The following is a 16,336-nucleotide window of genomic DNA, read 5'->3' as shown; positions in this document are numbered from 1 at the left end:
TTCAACTACGCTCGACACCGTACCCCGCCCCGTCGTCTGGAGATCCAGTGCCCCCACGTCCGCGTGTCCCGCTCGTGCTCTGCAGCGGGATCGCCCGCACCGACGCCCTCGCCTCGCTCCTGCTCCGCGCGAGCCCCGGCACCGCCGTCGTCCACCACGATCTGCGCGACATCGGATCCGGCGTCGTCCGCCGCCGGATCCGGTTCCGCGGCCGCGACGAGCTGACGCCGCTCGAACTCGCGCACGGCTGCGTCAACTGCACGCTGCGCGAGGACCTGCTGCCGCTGCTGCGCCGGCTGGCCCGGATGCCGCAGGTGGACCGCATCGTGGTGCGGCTGGACGAGGCGATGGAGCCGGAGCCGGTGAGCTGGGCGATCCGCAACGTCCTGGTCGGCGACCGCCCGGTGAGCGACGACGTCGACCTCGAAGCGGTGTTCACCGTGCTGGACTGCGCGACCTGGCTCGCCGACGTCACCGGCGACGACCTGCTCGCCGAGCGCGGCCTGCGGGGCAGCCCGGAAGACGAGCGGACGGTCGCGCAGGTGGCACTGTCCCAAGTGGAATCCGCGGACGTGCTCGTGCTCGCCGGAGCGGCGCCCGACGCCTGGTGCGCGGCCAAATCCTCAGCCGTGCTGGACCGGGTCGCGCCGTCCGTGCCGCGCGTCGAGCTGGCGCGCACCGACGCCGCCGGGCTGTTCGCCGCGATCCCGGCCGACGCCCGCCGCGGCGAGGTAACTGACCTGCATGGCGCGTTGCTGCGCGGCGCGCCGCCGCTGCACCCGGACTGCGGCATCGAGCTGCTGCGGTTCACCGCGCAGCGCCCGTTCCATCCGGAGCGACTGCACGAGGCCATCGACCTGTTGCTCGACGGCGTGGTCCGCACGCGTGGCCGGGCCTGGGTGGCGAGCCAGCCGGACGTCGCGTTCTGGATCGAATCGGCGGGCGGCGGGCTCGGCATCGGGCACGCCGGGCCGTGGCTCGCCTCGCCGGACGGGCCGGACTGGGCCGACGTCTCCCCCGAACGCCGCACGCTCGCCTCGCTGCGCTGGGACCCGGTGCACGGCGACCGCGCCCAAGAGCTGGTGATCGTCACCGATCAGGCCGCGCCCGCGGAGATCGAGAGCGCGTTGCGAGCCGCTTTGCTCACCGACGCCGAACTCGCCGAGGGCGAAGCGGCCTGGCGCGAGTACCCCGACCCGTTCGGGAACTGGCACGAGGACCCCTGCGAAGAAACCGAAGAACCCGACCGGCACGCCAGCGCCGCCAACCAGAAGGACGAAACCCTGTGAAACCCGGCATCCACCCCGACTACCACCCGGTGGTCTTCAAGGACTCGTCGACCGGCGACGCGTTCCTGACCCGCTCCACCGCCACCTCCGACCGGACCATCGCATGGTCCGACGGGAACACCTACCCGCTCGTGGTGGTGGATATCAGCGCGTGGTCGCATCCGTTCTGGACCGGCACCCAGCGGATCCTCGACTCGGCGGGCCAGGTCGAGAAGTTCCACCGCCGCTACGGGCAGCGCCGGAGCGGGGGTGCGCGCTGATGGCCGTCCCGAAGAGGAAGATGTCGCGCAGCAACACCCGGTCCCGGCGCTCGCAGTGGAAGGCCGCGGCGCCGGATCTGGTGCCGATCGTGGTGGACGGCGAGCGGAAACTGGTGCCGCGCAAGCTGATCAAGCACTTCCAGCGGCTCGAAAAGTGAGCGTCCCGGTCAGCTCAGTTCCGGTCACTGTCCTTTCCGGATTCCTCGGAGCCGGGAAAACCACGCTGCTCAACCGGATCCTGGCCAACCGCGAGGGCCTGCGCGTCGCGGTGATCGTGAACGACATGAGCGAGGTCAACATCGACGCCGCGCTCGTGCGGGACAGCGTGTCGCGGACCGAGGAACGGCTGGTCGAAATGACCAACGGGTGCATTTGCTGCACCTTGCGCGAGGATCTGCTCGACGAGATCGCCCGGCTCTGCGAGGACGGCCGGTTCGACCATCTGCTCATCGAATCGAGCGGGATCTCCGAGCCGATGCCGGTGGCCGCGACGTTCTCCTTCCCCGCCGGCGACGGCTCCCCGGTGCTGTCGTCGGCGCGGCTGGACACCATGGTCACCGTGGTGGACGCGGCGAACTTCGCCCGGGAACTCGCCCGGGGCGACAGCCTGGCCGAGCGCCGGCTGGACCAGTACGACGGCGACGAGCGGACGGTCAGCGACCTGCTGATGGACCAGGTCGAGTTCGCCGATGTGCTGCTGCTGAACAAAACCGACCTGGTCACACCGTCCGAAAAGGACCGGCTGCTCGCCTCGCTGCGCCGGCTCAACCCGGCCGCCGACGTCGTGTCCGCCGAGTTCGGCCGGGTGCCGCTGGAGCGGGTCTTCGGCACCGGCCGCTACGACGCCGAACGCGCGCAGCAAGCGCCGGGCTGGGTGGCGGAGCTGAACGGCGACCACGTGCCGGAAACCGAGGAGTACGGCATTTCCAGCGTCGTGTTCCGCTCCGCGCGCGCGTTCGATCCGGTGCGGCTGTGGGAGTTCGTGACGTCGCGGCTGGACTCCGGCGAGTTCGGCACCGTGCTGCGGTCGAAGGGGTTTTTCAGCCTCAGCACCCGTCCGGGCACGCTCGGCCTGTGGTCGCAGGCGGGCAGCGTCGCCCGGTTCGAACCGCAAGGGGTCGCCGATGAACCCCGCCAGGAGCTGGTGTTCATCGGCGTCGGGCTTGAGCACGCCGCATTGCTCGACGCGCTCGAAAGCTGCCTATCCGATTCCCTCGCCAGCCAAGACCCGTTCCCCAAATGGGAACCGGTCCACGTCCATTAAGGACGGTTCCGGCTCACGGCCGCAGCACCGTGAGCCGGAACCGCCCGCCCACCTCAGCCGCGTGCTCCACCGCTTCGCCGACCGCGGACAGCGCGAATTCGTCCACTTCGAACTGGCCCAGGTCCAGCAGCCCGCACCGGGCCAGCGCGATCAGCCTCGGCACCGCGTCGCGCGGATACATCCACCGCCCCCGCACCGTCACGCTGTTCAGCATCAGCCATGGATACGGCAACGCCAGCTCGTTCCCGACCCCGCCCATCAGCACCACGCGGCCGAACTCCCGCACGGTCATCGCGGCCGCGCGCACGGAAGCTGCCGAAGCGGACGGCGGCAGCAGATCCAGCACCAGATCGACCGGCCCTGCCACCGACAGCATGGCCGCCCGGTCCTCGTCTTCCTTGCCGCACACCACGACTGTCCGGACTCGGTCGCCGAAGCGCCGCTCCAGATCGGCCAGCGCGGCTCGGTTCCGGCCCGGCGCGATCACCCGGCCCGCGCCCATCGCGAGCGCCACGGCCACCGCCGCGCCGCCGTACGTGCCGGTCGCACCGCTGACCAGTACCGTCTCCCCCGGCTGTAGTCCGCCGTCGAGCAGACCGCCGTAGGGCACCAGGCAAATCCCGAGCGCGGCCCACCGGCCGGCGTCCGCTTCGTCGATCTCGCTCAGCGGAGCCGCGTTCTCGGTCGGGACCATGATCTGCTCGGCGAACCCGCCGTGCCGGAAGTGGCGCTGCAAGGCCAATCCCCCGTCGCCGCGCGCGGTCAAGCCCTGCAGGACGACGTCCGGCGTCACCGCGTCGTCGCGGGAGCGGACCGTCGGATCGCAGCGGACCCAGTCGCCCGGCCGGAGCTTCGTCGCGTCCGGCCCGACCGAGCGCACCCGGCCGACCGCGCCGGTGCCCAGGATCGCCGGCAGGTCCAGCGAGTACCGCCGCGCTCCGCTGACCACCTCCGCGGTGTAGTGCAGCACGGGCGCCGCGACGACGTCCACGACCACCTCCCCGGTGCCCGGCACCGGCGCCTCGACGTCCTCGACCGCCAACGGGCGCCCGAACTCCTTGAGCACAGCAGCTTTCACCGAATCCTCCTTCTTCCGTTCCAGCGTCGCGGGAAAGGGAGACGGCAACCAGGAGTGCGCCGCTACCAGGATGGTTCGTCCGGGATACCCGTTTCGCACGAGTTGAACAGGCTAGGTTTATCAGTCTAGGCTGTCGATCGTGGCGGACCGGACGAGCGAAACCTCGACGCGGCACAGCGGGCGCTACAAATGGGTCGCCCTCTCCAACACCACGCTCGGCGTGCTGATGTCGGCGCTGGACGGGTCGATCGTGATCATCTCGCTGCCCGCGATCTTCCGCGGCATCGGTTTGGACCCGCTGGCCCCGGCCAACATCGGCTATCTGCTGTGGATGATCCTCGGCTACCTGCTGGTGTCCGCGGTCCTGGTGGTGACGCTCGGGCGGCTGGGCGACATGTTCGGCCGCGTCCGGATGTACAACGTCGGGTTCGTGGTGTTCAGCGTCGCCTCGGTAGCCTTGTCGTTCGATCCGTTCCACGCGGGCGGCGGGGCGCTGTGGCTGATCGGCTGGCGGGTGGTGCAGGCCGTCGGCGGCGCGATGCTCACCGCGAACTCCGCGGCGATCCTCACCGACGCCTTCCCGCGCGAACAACGCGGAATGGCGTTGGGCGTCAACCAGATCACCGCGCTGGCCGGGCAGTTCCTCGGGCTGGTCGCGGGCGGTCTGCTGGCCGAACTCGACTGGCGCGCGGTGTTCTGGGTGAGCGTGCCGTTCGGCGTTTTCGGCACGGTCTGGTCGATTCGCAGCCTTCGGGAGATCAGCCGTCCGCAACGGTCGCGGATCGACTGGGGCGGCAACATCACCTTCGCCCTCGGCACCGCGGTCGTCCTCGCCTCGATCACCTACGGCATCCAGCCTTACGGCGGCGCGGCGACCGGCTGGGGCAATCCGTGGGTGCTCGGCGGGCTCGGCGCCGGGATCGTGCTGCTGGCCGGGTTCTGCGTGATCGAAACCCGGGTGCCGGCGCCGATGTTCCAGCTTTCGCTGTTCCGCGTCCGCGCGTTCACCGCCGGGAACCTCGCCGCGCTGCTCACCGCGATCGCGCGCGGCGGGATGCAGTTCATGCTCATCATCTGGCTGCAGGGGATCTGGCTTCCGCTGCACGGCTACGACTACGAGCAAACCCCGCTGTGGGCCGGGATCTACCTGCTTCCGCTCACCGCCGGGTTCCTGATCGCCGGCCCGGTGTCCGGATTCCTCTCCGACCGCTTCGGCGCGCGGCTGTTCTCGACCGGCGGGCTGCTGCTGGTCGCCGGGGCCTTCCTCGGGCTGCTCGCGCTTCCAGTGGATTTCAGCTATCCCGCGTTCGCACTGCTGCTCCTGCTGAGCGGGATCGGGCAGGGCATGTTCTCCGCGCCCAACACCTCGGCGATCATGAGCAGCGTGCCGGACAGCCAGCGCGGCGTCGCGTCCGGGATGCGCTCGACGTTCCAGAATTCCGGGACGTCGCTGTCCATCGGCGTGTTCTTCTCGCTGATGATCGCCGGGCTGGCCGGTTCGCTGCCCGCGACGCTCACCGGCGGGCTGCGAGCGCACGGCGTCCCGGCGGACGTCGCCGCGCACATCGCCCAGCTGCCGCCGGTGAGCACGCTCTTCGCCGCGTTCCTGGGCAGCAATCCGGTCGCGCATCTGGTCGGGCCGGGCGTGCTCGCCCAGCTCTCCCCCGCCGATTCGGCGGCGCTGACCGGCAAGGAATTCTTCCCGGACCTCATCTCCGGCCCGTTCCACGACGGACTGGTCACGGTATTCGTCGCGGCCGCGGCGATGGCGCTGGTGGCCGCGCTGGCGTCGGCGGCACGGGGGAAGCGGTACTTCCACCAGGAGTAGGTCAGTCCGATGGGGTAGGTTGATCAACGATGACTACCGGGACGGCTTCGCGCCACTCACGGATCGGCTACCCGGTGCTCTTCTGAGCGCCGCGCGGGCTCCGCCTCCTTCGTCGTGACCACAGGCACCTCAACGACGACAGGAGAATTTCATGCCCGACAAGACTTTGCGGATCCCGACCGCCGACGGAATCGCCGACGCCTTCGCCGCGTTCCCCGGAGACGGCAGGCAACACCCCGGCGTGCTGATGTACGCCGACGGCTTCGGCATCCGGCCGGTAATCCGGGAGATGGCCCGCGAACTGGCCGGACACGGCTATTACGTGCTCGTGCCCCACTACTTCTACCGGCACGGCCCCGCGCCGGTGCTCGACCTTCCCGAGTTCATCGGGGCGGACGAGCGTCCCGGGCTTTTCGCTCGCGTGCTGCCGATGATCGAAGCGCACACCCCTGAGCTGGTCCTGCGCGACGCCGGTGCTTATCTCGAATTCCTGACCGCACAGCCCGAAGTCAGCACTGGACCGGTCGGGGTGACCGGCTACTGCATCGGCGGCCTTTTCGCGGTCCGCACCGCCGCGGCGCATCCGGACCGGGTGGCAGCGGTCGCCGGATTCCACGCGCCGGTGGGCGCGGCCGGGCCGGACGCCTTCTCCCGGCTCGCCGCGCAAGCCCACTTCGGGCATGCCGGATCCGATCTGACCCCGGAGGCCCTGGGCGAACTCAACCAGGCACTCGACGCCGCAGGAGTCAGCTACACCTCGGAGATCTACCCCGGCACGGTGCACGGTTTCACCATGGCCGACACCGACACCTTCGATCCCGCCGGGCTGCGCCGCCACTGGGACCGGTTGCTGCCGCTCCTGGAGCGCACTCTCGGCGACGGTTGAGGCTCAGGCCGCTATTCGACCCACCACCAACCGTCGCCTGCCTCGACGGTTGGATGGACGGTGCAGCCCCCGGCCTCCAAGTGGTCGTTCGCGTCGACTGGACGGCCGGGGAGGTACCGCTCGGGCGGCCGGTCGAAGTGGGCGTACCCCGCGGCACAGGCCGGAGATCCGTACCAGAAAGCGACGAACCACACCGGCTGGTCGCGATTGGTGTCGATTCTCGCCACGAACTCGGGCAACCCCGTGCGCTGGTCTCTCTCGCCGATCACGCGCAGCGCGTCGGCGAAGTCCGACCGGTGCGTCGCGTACCAGGTCTTGGCGTAGAAGTGCGTCCAGTCGGTGCCGACGACCAGCAAAGCCAACGCCGCGGTGACGGCCGCGCATCCGGCCAAACCAGCCCAGCGCAGCCGCCGCCACAGCAGCCAGGCGCTGAGCGCGGTCGCCGCCGCGGCGATCAGCCACGCTCCGCCCAGGGCGACCGAGACCGGCATTACCCAGCTGAAATACAGCGCGAAGTAATTCACCACCGCGACGACAAGCCAGCCCAGCAAGAAAACCACGACGGCCGACGCCAAACGCGGTTTTCGATTTTCCGCAGCGCTCCCCATGATCCGTAGACGGCCCGCCGGCCGTTCGGTTGCGCTACTCCGGAGACGGCGTGTACAGCGCCCCCAGGAACTCCACGAGCAGCCGCTCCCGCAACGGTTCCGGTGCGGCGGCCAGCAAAGCGTTGATCGGCGCCATCCGCTCCGGCAGCCCGTCGCCGCCGGTCAGGCCCGCCGCCGCGAGCAGGCCGCCGAACTGTTCGGGCGTCAGCGTTTCCGGGTCCAGCGCGGCCACGAACGCGGCGACGTCCGGATCGACCCGCACCGGGCCTTCCGCGCGCGCCGCCTCGACGGAAGCCGCCAGATCGGCCAGGAATTCGGGTTCGCTGCCGTGGTTCGCGGCGGTGACGGTGAGGTGCAGGTTCAGCGGAGAAGCCCCGTGCGCGAACTGCGGCTGGACGTACCAGCCGCGCGCCTTCATCTCGTCGGCGACGGTGAAGAGATCGAAACCGTCCGAGCCGGTGAACGCGACCAGCGTCGACACCGGGTCGCCCAGCACCCGCAAGCCCGGAATCGAAGCCACCCCGGCACGAATGCGCTCCACCGCTTCCCGGGCGCGCGAGGCCAGTTTCCGGTAGCCGTCCTCGCCGAGGTGGTGCACGACGGCCCACGCGGCGGCGAGCGGACCTCCGGAGCGGGTGCTCTGCAGGGTGGGGTTGAGCATCGTGTACCCGGGCCAGGCCGCGCTCGCGAAGAAATGCGTCCGCCGGAGTTCCGCGGAAGCGTGCAGCAGCACCGAGACGCCTTTGGCGCAGTAGGCGTATTTGTGCAGGTCGACCGAGATGCTGGTGACTCCCGGAACGCGAAAGTCGAACGGAGGCAGGTCCACGCCGAGTTTCGCGAAGTACGGAAGCACCCAGCCGCCGATGCACGCGTCGACGTGCATGCGCACCCTGCGGGCCGAAGCCGCGGCGGCGATCTCCTCGATCGGATCGACCACGCCGTGCGCGTACGAAGGCGCGCTCGCCACGACCAGCACGGTCGAGTCGTCGATCGCCGCGGTCATCGCCGCCGGGTCCGCGCGGAAGGTGTCCGGATCGACCGGCACCACGATCTTCCGCACGCCGAACAGGTGCGCGGCCTTGTGGAACGCCGCGTGCGCGGTTTCCGGGAGCACGACCGAGGGCGCCGCGATGTCCGGTCGTGCGTCGCGGGCGGCGAGGACTGCCAGCAGGCACGATTCGGTGCCGCCGGACGTCACCGTGCCGACGGTGTCCGGCGTGCCGCCGAGCAGTCCGGCCGCGCGGGCGACCAGGTCGTTCTCCATCCGCAGCAGGCTGGGGAATGCGGTCGGGTCGAGTCCGTTGGCCGAACTGGCCAGCGCGTGCGCGGCGGCGGCGATTTCGTCCACTTCGGACAGTCCGCTGTCGTACACGTAGGCCAGCGTGCGGCCGCCGTGCGTCGGCAGGTCGCCGGAGCGGAGTTCGCGCAGCCGCGCCAGGACGTCGTTCACGGCCGCGGCTCCAGCACCGAACGGCGCAGCAGCGGGATGCCGAGCGCGATCAGCACGGCGGGCAGCACCGAAGCGCCGAGCACGATCGCGGTGATCGCCGACGGCGGCTGCGGGACAGCGGTCGTGCCAGTGCTCGACACGTAGCTCCCGGCCTGCAGCACCAGCCCGAACAGCCCTGGCCCGAGCGCGAGCCCGAGGGTCTCGGACGCGGTCCACACCCCGGCCGTGACACCCGCCCGGGTCTCGCCGGTCCGCTCCTCCTCCGCGCTGATCAGGTCCGGCAGGATCGCCAGCGGGAACACCGAAATGCCCGCGTAGCCGACGCCGGCGAGCGCGACGAACACCAGCGTCGCGGCGAACGGGAGCCGGTCGGCGAAGTACATCGCGACCAGGCCGACGAAGAACGACGTCGTGGCCACCCGGAACCCGGCCAGCTTGCCCCAGCGCGCGCCCAGCCGCGGCCACACCGGCATGGTGACCAGCGCCGGCCCGACGAACCCGACGAACAGGTAGGTGCGGTAGCTCGGGTCGCCCAGCACGTGCTGCGCGAAGTACGGGATCGCGGCCAGCACGGTCCCGATGCCGAGCGCCTGGATGAAGTAGACACCCAGCAGCCACCGGAACGACCGCCAGCGCGCGATGGTGCGCGCCAATTCCTTGAGCCGCACAGTGTTCGGCCGCAGCGAGCCGACCGGCGCGCCCTTCAGGCCGAAGTAGACGCCGAGCGTGGCGGCCAAAATGATCACCGCCATCACCAGGCCCATCACCCGGTATCCGGCCACGCCGGGCAGCAGGTCGGTGATCGCCGGGGCGCCGCCGCCGGACACCAGCACCGCGACCGCCAGCACGCCGATCCGGACGCTGGTGAGTTTCGTGCGTTCCTCGGCGGAATCGGTCAGCTCGGCCGGAAGCGCGTTGAACGGCACCTGGAAGAACGCGTACGCGGTGGCGCACAGGAAGAACATCACCACGACGTACGTCGCGTCCCACACCGGCGTGCCGAAGCCGGGATGCGCGAACAGCGCGAAGAAGAGGATCGCGACGCCGATCCCACCGCGCAGCAGGAACCGCCGCCTGCTGCCGGTGCGCGCGAGGTCGGCGTCGGACAGCCGGCCGGCGACCGGGTTGAAGACCACGTCCCACGCCTTGGGCACGAACACGATCACCCCGGCCGCCGCGGCGGGCACCGCCATCGTGTCGGTGAGGTACGGCAGCAGGAGCAGCCCCGGCACGGTGCCGAACCCGCCGGTGACGAAGGAGCCGAGCGAGTAGCGGAATCTCGTGCGGCGGGACAGCGACGCCAAAGGTCCTCCTCGAGGGCGGAACGACGAACGCATGCCTAATGGATCTTCGCCGGTTCCGGGTAGTGGTCGGGAGGAATCGTGCCACCGTCGTGATGCACTGGCCGTACCGGGCCGACTACGCCCTCGTGCGCGGCGATGCCGGGGCTCGGCGGATTCGCCGCACACGAGACGCTCACGCTTCGCTTTCCAGACAGTGCTTTCGCTGCCTCGCCCCATGCCGACGTGCGTCCGGTATCGGCTCTCGACGCTGGTCACGTGCGGCAGCGTCGCGACCGTGCCCCGGTACTTCGCCGCCCGCGCGGCATCCTCGGCTTCCACCGAGCAGCCTGCGGTGCCGCCGCCCTCCGCGAAGACTCTTCGAGAAGGATCAGGACAGCGCTTTAGCCGCCCTGGCCAACGAACCCGCGTCCCCGCGCAGCAGCAAAGTCGTCACCACCGTGGCTTCCCAAGCCGCCAGTTCCTCGCGGATCTTCTCCGCCGGTCCGATCAGCGAAGTGTCCTCGACCAGCGAAGTCGGAATCTCCTTGACCGCTTCTTCCTTGCGCCCCGCCAGGTAAAGCTCCTGCACCTTGTCCGCGACGTCCGCGTAGCCGAGCCGGGCGAAGACGTCGTGGTGGAAGTTCACGCTCTTCGCGCCCATTCCGCCGATGTACAGCGCCAGCGCGGGTTTGATGAAGCTCGCCGCCTCCTCGACGTCGTCGTGCACGATCACCGGCACCGACGCGGCGACCTCGAAATCGGCGAGGCTCCGGCGCGCGCCCGGGCGGGCGAATCCTTCCTCCAGCGCGGACCGGTAGAAGGCGTCCGACTTGGGCGAGAAGAACAGCGGCAGCCAGCCGTCGCAGATCTCCGCGGCCAGCGCGACGTTCTTGGGGCCTTCGGCGGCGAGGTAGATCGGCAGGTCGGCGCGCAGCGGATGCACGGTCGGCTTGAGCGGTTTGCCCAGTCCGGTCCCGCCTTTCAGCGGCAACTGGAAGAACTGCCCGTCGATCGTCACCGGTTCTTCGCGGGCCAGCACCTTGCGCACGATCTCGACGTACTCGCGGGTGCGCGCCAGCGGCTTCGGATACGGCTGGCCGTACCAGCCTTCCACCACCTGCGGCCCGGACGCGCCCAGCCCGAGCACGAACCGGCCGCCGGACAGGTGGTCCATGGTCAGCGCGCTCATCGCCGTGGCGGTCGGGGTGCGCGCGGACATCTGGACGATGTTGGTGCCGAGTTTGATCCGGCTGGTCGCCGCGCCGACCCAGGCCAGCGGCGTGAACGCGTCCGACCCGTACGCCTCGGCCGACCACACCGAGTCGAACCCGAGCCGTTCGGCTTCGAGCACGGATTCCTGCGCGCCCGGGATCGGCCCGCTCCCCCAATACCCGAGGTGAAAGCCCAGCTTCATCAAGCCCTCCTGATCTCCGCGTCCGCGCGGCTCACGGCACGTCCGGCGAGTAGTGCTCCGGTTTCCCGCGCTCGGCGAGCGGGGGAAGATTGCGGCGCGGGGTTTCGACCGGCGGCGTCCCCGGGGCCAGTTCGCCGCGGGCGCGCCGCCAGCCCGCCCGTGCCCGCGGATGGTAGCGGCGGTCGTGCGGAAGCAGCGAGAACACGGCGTTGATCAGCTTGCCGACGCGGCGGTGCCGGCGGGCGTCCCGTTCGGTCCAGCGGAAGCCGAGCAGATCGCGCACTTCCGGGTCGTACAAGCCGACGGTCAGCCACACGAACTGTTTCGCGACGAGCTTCGCGACCGGTTTCCACAGCGGATCCGGCAGCCACGGCAGGAACGGCGGCTTCGCGAGGCCGCGGAGGTCGAGCACGTCGCGGGTGGCCTTGTTGTCTTCCAGCACTTCCGCGCACATGTGCTTCCAGTACCGCTGGAAGTCCTCCCACGATTCCGGCACCGGGCGCATCGTCATGTCGTACATCCGCCACCAGCGCACGTGTTCGTCGAACAGCGTGCGTTTTTCCTCTTCGCCGATTCCGCCCATGAAATTGTCGGCGATCAGGATGGTGCTGACGAAGAACGTCGAATGCGCCCAGTAATACGTGTCCGGGTCGAGCGCGTGGTAGCGGCGGCCTTTCTTGTCCACGCCCTTGATCCGGTCGTGGTAGCCGCGCACTTCCAGCGCCGTGCGGTGCGCGAGCGGGCCGTCGTAGACCACGCCGCCGATCGGGTACAGCGAACGGAAAAGCCGCTGCCAGCGTTCTTCGAAGAACTTGGAGTGCTCCTCGACGCCCGCGCCGAGCCCCGGGTGCATGTTCTGCATCGACCCGGCCCACAGCGCGATCAGCAATCCGCGCCAGTCGCCGAAGTACTTCCAGGTCAGCGAGTCCGGTCCCAGCGGCTCCGGGGCGTCCCTGCTCATCGCGGCTCCTTGGCGGGTCGGCGAAGTGACTACAGCTGTTGTCAGGTTAAAATGTGACAACAACCGTAGTCAACTCTGGACGGGAGCGGGTATGCCGGGCCGCACGTGGGCGGGCACGACGCTGGACGACCGCAAGGCCCAGCGCCGTGCGCAGCTGCTGGCCGCCGGGCTGGACCTGCTCGGCGCGCAGGGCGGCGCGGCGGTGAGCGTCCGCGCGGTGTGCCGGTCGGCGAAGCTGACCGAGCGGTACTTCTACGAGAACTTCGCCGACCGGGAAAGCCTCGTCGCCGCTGTCTACGAGGACGTCGGGGACCAGGCGAGGCAAGCGCTGGCCGAGGCGGTTTCCGGCGAGGCCGAGCCGAGCCGCCGCGCCGAACGCGCCGTCACCGCGTTCGTGGAGCTGATGGTGGACGACCCGCGCAAGGGCCGCGTGCTGCTGCTCGCGCCGCTGACCGATCCGGCCCTGACCAGTCGCGGCCTGCACCTCCTCCCGGCGTTCACCGCTCTGGTGGGCGAACAGCTGTCGCGCGGCGACGAAACCAGCCGCCAACTCGTGGCGATCGGTCTCGTCGGCGCGCTCAGCAACGTGTTCATCGCTTATCTCGACGGCACGCTGAAGGTGAGCCGCGAGCGTCTCGTCGAGCACTGCGTGCAGCTCGTGCTCGGCGCGGACGCTTTCGACCCGGGCGCTCACTGAGCGGCTGCCCGCTCGTCGCGCAACCGCAGCGCGATGTCGATGATCATGTCCTCCTGGCCGCCGACGTAGCGTTCTTCGCCGACCTTGTAGAGGATTTCGTGCGCTGGGACGCCGTAACGCTCGGCGGCGCGTTCGGCGTGCAGCAGGAAGCTGGAGTACACCCCGGCGTAGCCCTGGATGATCGAAGACCGGTCCATCACCGGCAGCCGGGTCAGGTACTTCTTGACCACGTTTTCCGCGGCTTCCATCAGAACGTCTTTGTCCACCCCGGTTTTGACGCCGAGCCGTTCGAAAGTCGCCGCGAGGACTTCCGTCGGCGAGTTGCCCGCGCCAGCGCCGAGAGCGGCGAGCGAACCGTCGATCTGCCGGGCTCCCGCGCGGTAGGCGAGCACCGAGTTGGCGACGCCGAAGCTGAGGTTCTGGTGCCCGTGGTAGCCGACCTGCGCGTCGTCGCCGAGTTCCGCGACGAGCGCTTCGACGCGTTCAGAGGCGTCGTCCAGGATCAACGCGCCCGCGGAGTCCACGACGTACACGCATTGGCAGCCCGCGTCTGCCATGATCCGGGCCTGCTTCGCCAAGTCCTCCGGCGACGACATGTGCGCCAGCATCAGGAATCCGACGGTTTCGAGACCGAGCTCGCGAGCCGCGCCGAAGTGCTGGATGGACACGTCGGCCTCGGTGCAGTGCGTCGCGATCCGCACCGCGCCCGCGCCGAGGTCGGCCGCCGCGCGCAGGTCGGTGACGGTGCCGAGGCCGGGCAGAAGGAGCACGGCGATCTTGGCCTGGTTCGCTTCGTCAACTGCGGCGGCGATGAGCTTTCGCTCGTCCACCAAGGAAAATCCGTAGTTGAAGGTGGAGCCGCCGAGGCCGTCGCCGTGGGTCACCTCGATCAGCGAGATGCCCGCGTCGTCGAGCGCGCGGACAGTGTCGCGCACCTGCTTTTCGGTGAACTGGTGCGCCATTGCGTGGCTGCCGTCGCGCAGAGTGGTGTCGACCAGCCGGACGTCGGTGTTGTTCACGCGGCCACCTCCTGAGCGGCGAAGAGATCGCCGACGCGCGCGGCGGCGGCGGTCATGATGTCGAGGTTGCCCGCGTACTTGGGCAGGTAGTCGCCGTTGCCCGCGACTTCCAGGAAGACGCCCACGCGGGCCTTGCCGCTCCAGTCCGGCCGCGGCGGGTCGAACTGCGGATCGGCCTTGAGCGTGTAGCCCGGCACGTACTGCTGGACGTCTTTCACCATGCGGTGCACGGATTCGCTGATCGCGTCGAAGTCGGCGTCCGGGTCGACCGCGCAGAACACCGTGTCCCGCATGATCATCGGCGGGTCCATCGGGTTGATGATGATGATCGCGCGGCCCTTGCCCGCGCCGCCGACCTTCTCGATCGCGTGCGCGGTGGTTTCGGTGAACTCGTCGATGTTCGCGCGCGTGCCGGGACCGGCCGACCGCGACGACACCGACGCGACGATCTCCGCGTAGGACACCGGAGTCACCCGCGAAACCGCGTGCACGATCGGGATGGTCGCCTGGCCGCCGCAGGTGATCATGTTGACGTTGCGGTCGGTCAGCTGATCGGGCGGATTCACCGCCGGGCAGGTGAGCGGCCCGACCGCGGCGGGCGTCAGGTCGATCGCGCGGATCCCGGCCTCGGCGTACCGCGGCGCGTTGGCTTTGTGCGCTTTCGCCGAAGTGGATTCGAAGACCAACTGCGGCAGTTCCGCGCGCGATAGCAGCCAGTCCACGCCCTCGGCGGACGTTTCGAGGCCGAGCTTCGCCGCGCGGGCGAGCCCGTCCGACGCCGGGTCGACGCCCACCATGTAGCGCACTTCCACGTGCTCGCTGCGCTGGAGTTTTGCCAGCAGGTCCGTGCCGATGTTGCCGGGGCCGACGATCGCGGCCGTCACCTTGCGTTCCGCCATGCGGCCACGGTGCTCGCCGGGATGGGGCACACTCAACCCATGCGTACCACTGGACGGAACGGCGACGGGCTCGTGACCGCTCGGGTCGCCGCCGTGCTGGAAGCCTTCCGCCCCGGCGACGACGCGCTGGGCGTCTCCGAACTGGCGCGGCGGACCGGGCTGGCGAAGACGACCGTGCACCGGCTCGCCGGGCATCTGGCCGACACCGGCCTGCTGGAACGCGACGGCACCTCGGTCCGGCTCGGGCTGCGGCTGTTCGAGATCGGCCAGCTCGCGGTGCGCCGCCGCGGCCTGGTGGAAGCGGCGCGGCCGTACCTGGCGGACCTGCGGGAGGCCACGCGGAACACCGTGCACCTCGCGGTCCTGGAAGGCACCGAGGTGGTGTACCTGGACGTGCTGCGCGGACCGGACGCGCCGGATCTGCCGTCGCGCACCGGCGGCCGGTTCCCGGCGCACGCGACCGGCGTCGGCAAGGCGATTCTGGCCTGCTCCCCCGACGACGTCGTGGACCGCGTGATCGAGGCCGGGCTGCCCCGGGTCAGTCCGCGGACGATCACCGCGCCCGGGTTGCTGCGGCGTCAGCTGGCGCGGATCCGCGAGGACGGAATCGCCTTCGAGCGCGAAGAATCCGGGGTCGGCGTGGTGTGCGCGGCGAGTCCGCTCGTGGACGCGAACGGGCTCGCGGTGGCCGCGGTGTCGATCTCGGGATGGGCGACGCGGATGCGGACCGAGCGAGTCGCGCCCGCGGTGCGGACAGTGGCGCTGGCCTTGTCCCGGACGGTTTCCGAGACCTGATCAGCCCTTGCTCAGCCGCAGGAGCAACGCGACCGCGTCCTCCGAATGCCCCTCCGGAGTGAGCACTTCCTGAAGCAACAGACCGCGGATCGCGGCGACGGCGACGGTCGCCATGGTCCGCGCTTCCTTGGCACCGCGCCCTTCGCGTTCCGCTAGCGAGGCCAGCATGGTCGTCAGGTCGTCCAGCGAATCGACTAATTCGCGAAAGTCCTCCGGCCGGTACGCCGCCAGCCCCGCGACGTGAAAGAACCCGCGGACCCGTGACAGTTGCTCCGGACGAGTGTAGGTCCGCCAAATCGCCACGACGAAGTCGTGGAAGGTGCCCTGCTTCGCCGTCTCGAAAAGAACCTCGTTGTCGCGGGCCCGCTGCGCCTTGAGCATCGCCGCCAAGACCCCGGGCAGCGACCCGAAGTGGTACCGCAGCAGGGCATGGCTGGTGTCGGCCCGCGCGGCGACCTCCCGCAGGGACACGTCCGGAGAGGGAAGGGTCCCGTCGAAGGCGTCGAGGAGCCGGGCCAGCAGCCGTTCGCGGGCGTCGCCGGGGGGTTCCGTGCTTGACAGGCTCACTCCCGCAGTTTATCCATTGGAAAAGAGAGCTGCAACGG

General features: G+C 70.1%; 18 protein-coding genes. 8 read left to right on the top strand and 10 right to left on the bottom strand.

The annotated features are described in order from the left end of the window. The first annotated feature begins 47 nt into the window (after positions 1-47). Genes mrf through ACZ63D_RS40900 form a run of 4 tightly spaced genes read left to right on the top strand, consistent with a single transcriptional unit; the run spans position 48 to position 2,813 of the window. Positions 48-1,289: a ribosome hibernation factor-recruiting GTPase MRF gene (gene mrf, locus ACZ63D_RS40915; protein WP_465359713.1), complete on the top strand. Its 1,242-nt coding sequence runs from the start codon at positions 48-50 to the stop codon at positions 1,287-1,289. Then, positions 1,286-1,549 (top strand): type B 50S ribosomal protein L31, encoded by a 264-nt coding sequence (locus ACZ63D_RS40910; protein ID WP_465359712.1) that lies wholly within the window; start codon positions 1,286-1,288, stop codon positions 1,547-1,549. The genes mrf and ACZ63D_RS40910 overlap by 4 nt, the downstream gene beginning before the upstream one ends. Continuing rightward, positions 1,549-1,707: a 50S ribosomal protein L32 gene (gene rpmF / locus ACZ63D_RS40905; protein WP_409180170.1), complete on the top strand. Its 159-nt coding sequence runs from the start codon at positions 1,549-1,551 to the stop codon at positions 1,705-1,707. Before ACZ63D_RS40910 ends, rpmF begins: the two co-directional genes overlap by 1 nt. Further along, complete coding sequence (locus ACZ63D_RS40900) at positions 1,704-2,813, top strand: GTP-binding protein (RefSeq protein ID WP_465359711.1); 1,110 nt, start codon at positions 1,704-1,706, stop codon at positions 2,811-2,813. The genes rpmF and ACZ63D_RS40900 overlap by 4 nt, the downstream gene beginning before the upstream one ends. 13 nt (positions 2,814-2,826) lie before the next feature. On the opposite strand, the gene ACZ63D_RS40895 is transcribed toward ACZ63D_RS40900, so the two are convergent. Further along, positions 2,827-3,891: a zinc-binding dehydrogenase gene (locus ACZ63D_RS40895; RefSeq protein ID WP_465359710.1), complete on the bottom strand. Its 1,065-nt coding sequence runs from the start codon at positions 3,889-3,891 to the stop codon at positions 2,827-2,829. A gap of 139 nt (positions 3,892-4,030) precedes the next feature. Between ACZ63D_RS40895 and ACZ63D_RS40890 the strand changes: the two genes are divergently transcribed. Beyond that, positions 4,031-5,719, top strand: a complete 1,689-nt coding sequence (locus ACZ63D_RS40890) for an MFS transporter (RefSeq protein WP_465359709.1) — start codon at positions 4,031-4,033, stop codon at positions 5,717-5,719. 151 nt (positions 5,720-5,870) lie between these two features. Beyond that, positions 5,871-6,605 carry a dienelactone hydrolase family protein gene (locus ACZ63D_RS40885; protein ID WP_465359708.1) on the top strand — a complete coding sequence of 245 codons (735 nt, stop codon included), beginning with the start codon at positions 5,871-5,873 and terminating at the stop codon, positions 6,603-6,605. Positions 6,606-6,616: 11 nt separating this feature from the next. Here ACZ63D_RS40885 and ACZ63D_RS40880 read toward each other — a convergent pair whose 3' ends face one another. From ACZ63D_RS40880 to ACZ63D_RS40855, 6 genes are all read right to left on the bottom strand, one after another. Beyond that, positions 6,617-7,165, bottom strand: a complete 549-nt coding sequence (locus ACZ63D_RS40880) for a hypothetical protein (protein WP_465359707.1) — start codon at positions 7,163-7,165, stop codon at positions 6,617-6,619. Positions 7,166-7,247: 82 nt separating this feature from the next. Next, the gene (locus tag ACZ63D_RS40875; RefSeq protein WP_465359706.1) at positions 7,248-8,663 is read right to left on the bottom strand and encodes a pyridoxal phosphate-dependent decarboxylase family protein; all 1,416 of its coding nucleotides are present in this window, start codon (positions 8,661-8,663) and stop codon (positions 7,248-7,250) included. Continuing rightward, positions 8,660-9,967 carry an MFS transporter gene (locus ACZ63D_RS40870; RefSeq protein ID WP_465359705.1) on the bottom strand — a complete coding sequence of 436 codons (1,308 nt, stop codon included), beginning with the start codon at positions 9,965-9,967 and terminating at the stop codon, positions 8,660-8,662. Before ACZ63D_RS40870 ends, ACZ63D_RS40875 begins: the two co-directional genes overlap by 4 nt. Positions 9,968-10,002: 35 nt before the next feature. Then, positions 10,003-10,143: a hypothetical protein gene (locus tag ACZ63D_RS40865; RefSeq protein WP_465359704.1), complete on the bottom strand. Its 141-nt coding sequence runs from the start codon at positions 10,141-10,143 to the stop codon at positions 10,003-10,005. Positions 10,144-10,334: 191 nt separating this feature from the next. Then, positions 10,335-11,360 carry an LLM class F420-dependent oxidoreductase gene (locus tag ACZ63D_RS40860; protein WP_465359703.1) on the bottom strand — a complete coding sequence of 342 codons (1,026 nt, stop codon included), beginning with the start codon at positions 11,358-11,360 and terminating at the stop codon, positions 10,335-10,337. A gap of 31 nt (positions 11,361-11,391) precedes the next feature. Next, entirely contained in the window at positions 11,392-12,321 is a 930-nt protein-coding gene (locus tag ACZ63D_RS40855) for an oxygenase MpaB family protein (protein ID WP_465359702.1), read from the bottom strand. A gap of 91 nt (positions 12,322-12,412) precedes the next feature. Between ACZ63D_RS40855 and ACZ63D_RS40850 the strand changes: the two genes are divergently transcribed. Further along, positions 12,413-13,018: a TetR/AcrR family transcriptional regulator gene (locus ACZ63D_RS40850; protein WP_465359701.1), complete on the top strand. Its 606-nt coding sequence runs from the start codon at positions 12,413-12,415 to the stop codon at positions 13,016-13,018. Here the strand turns inward: ACZ63D_RS40850 and dmpG are convergent. Then, positions 13,012-14,037, bottom strand: coding sequence for a 4-hydroxy-2-oxovalerate aldolase (gene dmpG / locus ACZ63D_RS40845; RefSeq protein WP_465359700.1), 1,026 nt, complete (start codon positions 14,035-14,037; stop codon positions 13,012-13,014). The genes ACZ63D_RS40850 and dmpG overlap by 7 nt on opposite strands. Beyond that, complete coding sequence (locus tag ACZ63D_RS40840; RefSeq protein ID WP_465359699.1) at positions 14,034-14,936, bottom strand: acetaldehyde dehydrogenase (acetylating); 903 nt, start codon at positions 14,934-14,936, stop codon at positions 14,034-14,036. Before ACZ63D_RS40840 ends, dmpG begins: the two co-directional genes overlap by 4 nt. Positions 14,937-14,975: 39 nt before the next feature. On the opposite strand from ACZ63D_RS40840, the gene ACZ63D_RS40835 reads away from it, so the two are divergent. After that, complete coding sequence (locus tag ACZ63D_RS40835; protein WP_465359698.1) at positions 14,976-15,731, top strand: IclR family transcriptional regulator; 756 nt, start codon at positions 14,976-14,978, stop codon at positions 15,729-15,731. Here the strand turns inward: ACZ63D_RS40835 and ACZ63D_RS40830 are convergent, their stop codons facing one another. Further along, positions 15,732-16,298 carry a TetR/AcrR family transcriptional regulator gene (locus ACZ63D_RS40830; protein ID WP_465359697.1) on the bottom strand — a complete coding sequence of 189 codons (567 nt, stop codon included), beginning with the start codon at positions 16,296-16,298 and terminating at the stop codon, positions 15,732-15,734. Between the last annotated feature and the right edge of the window lie 38 nt (positions 16,299-16,336).

The organism is Amycolatopsis sp. NPDC104775 (assembly GCF_055583325.1).
Note: the sequence above shows the minus strand (reverse complement) of the source record. Positions and strands in the feature narration are given on the sequence as shown.

What these genes read in the sequence shown, in the direction of transcription:
- rpmF (WP_409180170.1), top strand. Translation starts at nt 1,549, where the DNA reads ATGGCCGTCCCGAAGAGGAAGATGTCGCGCAGCAACACCCGGTCCCGG.
- ACZ63D_RS40885 (WP_465359708.1), top strand. Translation starts at nt 5,871, where the DNA reads ATGCCCGACAAGACTTTGCGGATCCCGACCGCCGACGGAATCGCCGAC.
- ACZ63D_RS40860 (WP_465359703.1), bottom strand. Translation starts at nt 11,360, where the DNA reads ATGAAGCTGGGCTTTCACCTCGGGTATTGGGGGAGCGGGCCGATCCCG.
- ACZ63D_RS40855 (WP_465359702.1), bottom strand. Translation starts at nt 12,321, where the DNA reads ATGAGCAGGGACGCCCCGGAGCCGCTGGGACCGGACTCGCTGACCTGG.
- ACZ63D_RS40850 (WP_465359701.1), top strand. Translation starts at nt 12,413, where the DNA reads ATGCCGGGCCGCACGTGGGCGGGCACGACGCTGGACGACCGCAAGGCC.
- ACZ63D_RS40840 (WP_465359699.1), bottom strand. Translation starts at nt 14,936, where the DNA reads ATGGCGGAACGCAAGGTGACGGCCGCGATCGTCGGCCCCGGCAACATC.
- ACZ63D_RS40835 (WP_465359698.1), top strand. Translation starts at nt 14,976, where the DNA reads ATGCGTACCACTGGACGGAACGGCGACGGGCTCGTGACCGCTCGGGTC.